The sequence below is a fragment of the Ramlibacter sp. genome, from assembly GCF_035706265.1.
Lineage (GTDB): Bacteria > Pseudomonadota > Gammaproteobacteria > Burkholderiales > Burkholderiaceae_C > Ramlibacter.
Genome location: NZ_DASSVG010000603.1, coordinates 1 through 2737, shown reverse-complemented (window position 1 = coordinate 2737; position 2737 = coordinate 1). Strand labels below are relative to the sequence as shown.

Here is a 2737-nt window from a genome sequence, read left to right as displayed (position 1 = left end):
GACGGTCAGCACGATGACGGGCGAGACCATCCGCACCGTGCTGGAGGACGTGGCCGACAACCTGTTCAACCCCGATCCGTACTACCAGCAGGGCGGCGACATGGTGCGCGTGGGCGGCCTGCAGTACGCGATCGAGCCCGGCGCGCCGGCGGGCAAGCGCATCTCGGACATGCGCCTGAACGGCAAGCCGCTGGAGGCCGGGCGCAAGTACAAGGTGGCCGGCTGGGCGCCGGTGGCGCAGGAGGCGGCGCAGGCCGGCAACCCGCCCGTGTGGGAGCTGGTCGAGGGCTGGCTGCAGGCCCGCGCCGGCAAGGTCACGCCGCGCCAGGTGAATCTGCCGGTGCTCAAGGGCGCGCTGCCCAATGCGGGTTACGCCGCGGCCTGACGCGCGGGGGCGGCACCCTAGAATCGCTGCATGACGGCAGCGGAGCTGTCCACCCTGACGCACCAGGTCCTGTGGGCAGCCTTTCTTCTTTCGGCCGCCTTCGGCGCGCTGGTGCAGGGCACGGGCTTCTGCACCATGGGCGCCGTGAGCGACGCGGTGGCCCTCGGCGACTGGACGCGGCTGCGCCAATGGGCGCTGGCCGCGGCCGTCGCCATGCTCGGTTTCGCCTTGCTGGCGGGCGCCGGCATCGTCTCGCCGCGGCAGACGATCTACGCCTCGCGCAACTGGCTGTGGCTGTCGGCGCTCGCCGGCGGCGCGGTGTTCGGCTTCGGCATGGTGCTGTCCTCGGGCTGCATCAGCAAGACGCTGGTGCGCGTGGGCGGCGGCAACCTCAAGGCGCTGGTGGTGGTGCTGGTGGCCGCGGTCGCCGCCTTCGCCACGCTCAAGGGACTCACCGCCGTCTGGCGCGTGAACACGGTGGACCGCTTCGCGCTCGACGTGGGCGCCAACGCGGACCTGGCCAGCCTGCTGGCGCGCGCCACCGGGCTCGCGCCGACGCGGGCCTCGCTGCTGGTGGGCGGCACGCTGGGGGCGGCGCTGCTCGCCTGGGCCCTCTCGGCGCGCGAGGCGCGCCGGCCGCGGGCGCTGCTCGCGGGTGCGGGCGTCGGCGCCCTGGTGCTGGCGATGTGGTGGGTGACGGGCCACCTCGGCCACCTCGCCGAGCACCCGGAGACGCTGGAGGAAAGCTGGCTGGCCACGAACTCGACCCGCGCGGAAGCCTTCAGCTTCGCGGCGCCGACCGCGTTCGCACTCGACTGGCTGCTGTTCTTCAGCGATGCGGGCAAGCGCACCACGGTAGGCATCGTGTCGGTGGCCGGCGTGATCCTGGGTTCGGCGGCGCTGGCGCTGGCGCGTGGCCGCTTCCGCTGGGAAGGCTTCGGCGGCACCGCGGACCTGGGGCACCACTTGGCCGGTGCGGCGCTCATGGGCATCGGCGGCGTCACGGCCTTCGGCTGCAGCATCGGCCAGGGCATTTCGGGCCTCTCCACGCTGAGCCTCATGAGCCTGGCTGCCGTGCCGGCGATCATCGCGGGCGCGGTGGCGGGCGTGAAGTACCAGATGTGGCGGCTGGAGCGGGCCTGATCAGCCCGTGTTGCGCAAGCCCGCCGCGATCCCGTTGATCGCGATGTGGATGCCGCGGCGCTCGCGCTCGTCGGCGCTGCCGGCGCGCCAGCGCCGCACCAGTTCCACCTGCAGGTGGTGCAGCGGGTCGATGTACGGGAAGCGGTGGCGGATCGAGCGCGCCAGCGCGGGGTTGCCCGCCAGCCGCTGCTTGTCGCCGGTGACGAGGACCAGCGCTTCCACCGTGCGCTGCCACTCCGCCTCGATGGCGCCGAAGATGCGCCGGCGCAGGCGCGCGTCGGGCACCAGCTCCGCGTAGCGCGAGCCGAGCGCCAGGTCGCTCTTGGCCAGCACCATGTCCATGTTCGACAGCAGCGCCTTGAAGAAGGGCCACTGCCGGTACATGCGTTGCAAGAGTGCCGCCTGCTCCTTGCGCTCGCCCGCGGCGAGGAAGGCCGCCACCGCGCTGCCGAAGCCGAACCAGCCGTTCAGCGTGACCCGCGCCTGGCCCCAGCTGAAGCTCCAGGGGATGGCGCGCAGGTCCTCGATGCGCTGCGAGGCCGCCGCCGCTGGGCCGCCCCGAGGCGGCAGCGCCCCCGCAGGGGGCATGCTGATTCTCGAGGCCGGCCGCGAGCCGATGTTCAGTTCGGCGATCTCGCGGATCGGCGTGCCGCTGAAGAAGTAGTCGACGAAGCCGGGCGTCTCGTAGACGAGGCTGCGGTAGGCCTTCATGCTCGCCTGCGACAGCGCTTCGGCCGCCTCCAGAAAGGACTTGGGCGCCGGCTTGGTCGGCTGCAGCAGCGTGGCTTCGAGCGTCGCGGCCACCAGCGTCTCCAGGTTGCGGCGGCCGATCTCCGGGTTGGCGTACTTGGAGGCGATCACCTCGCCTTGCTCGGTGAGGCGGATCTGGCCGCGCACGGTGCCGGGCGGCTGCGCCAGGATGGCCTGGTAGCTGGGGCCACCGCCGCGCCCCACCGTGCCGCCGCGGCCGTGGAACAGCCGCAGCTGGATCGCATGCGACTGCGCCAGCTCGTCAAACAGGTCCACCAGCGCGATCTCGGCCCGGTACAGCTCCCAGTTGCTCGTGAAGATGCCGCCATCCTTGTTGCTGTCGCTGTAGCCCAGCATGATGTCCTGCTCGGCGCCCGAGCGCTGCACCAGCCGCGCCACGCCGGGCAGGCCGTAGAACTCGCGCATGATGGGCGCGGCGTTGCGCAGGTCCTCGATGGT

At 72.4% G+C, this 2737-nt stretch carries 3 protein-coding genes; 2 read left to right on the top strand and 1 reads right to left on the bottom strand.

Annotated features, from left to right (window positions below; genetic code table 11):
* Nucleotides 1-385, top strand: a 385-nt coding sequence (locus VFM98_RS21500) for a 5'-nucleotidase C-terminal domain-containing protein (protein WP_325111933.1), incomplete at its 5' end; no start/stop codon positions are given.
* Between the two features lie 30 nt (nt 386-415).
* Nucleotides 416-1528 (top strand): YeeE/YedE family protein, encoded by a 1113-nt coding sequence (locus tag VFM98_RS21495; RefSeq protein WP_325111932.1) that lies wholly within the window; start codon nt 416-418, stop codon nt 1526-1528.
* On the opposite strand, the gene VFM98_RS21490 is transcribed toward VFM98_RS21495, so the two are convergent.
* The coding region (locus VFM98_RS21490; protein ID WP_325111931.1) for a phosphoenolpyruvate carboxylase at nt 1529-2737 on the bottom strand (1209 nt) is incomplete at its 5' end.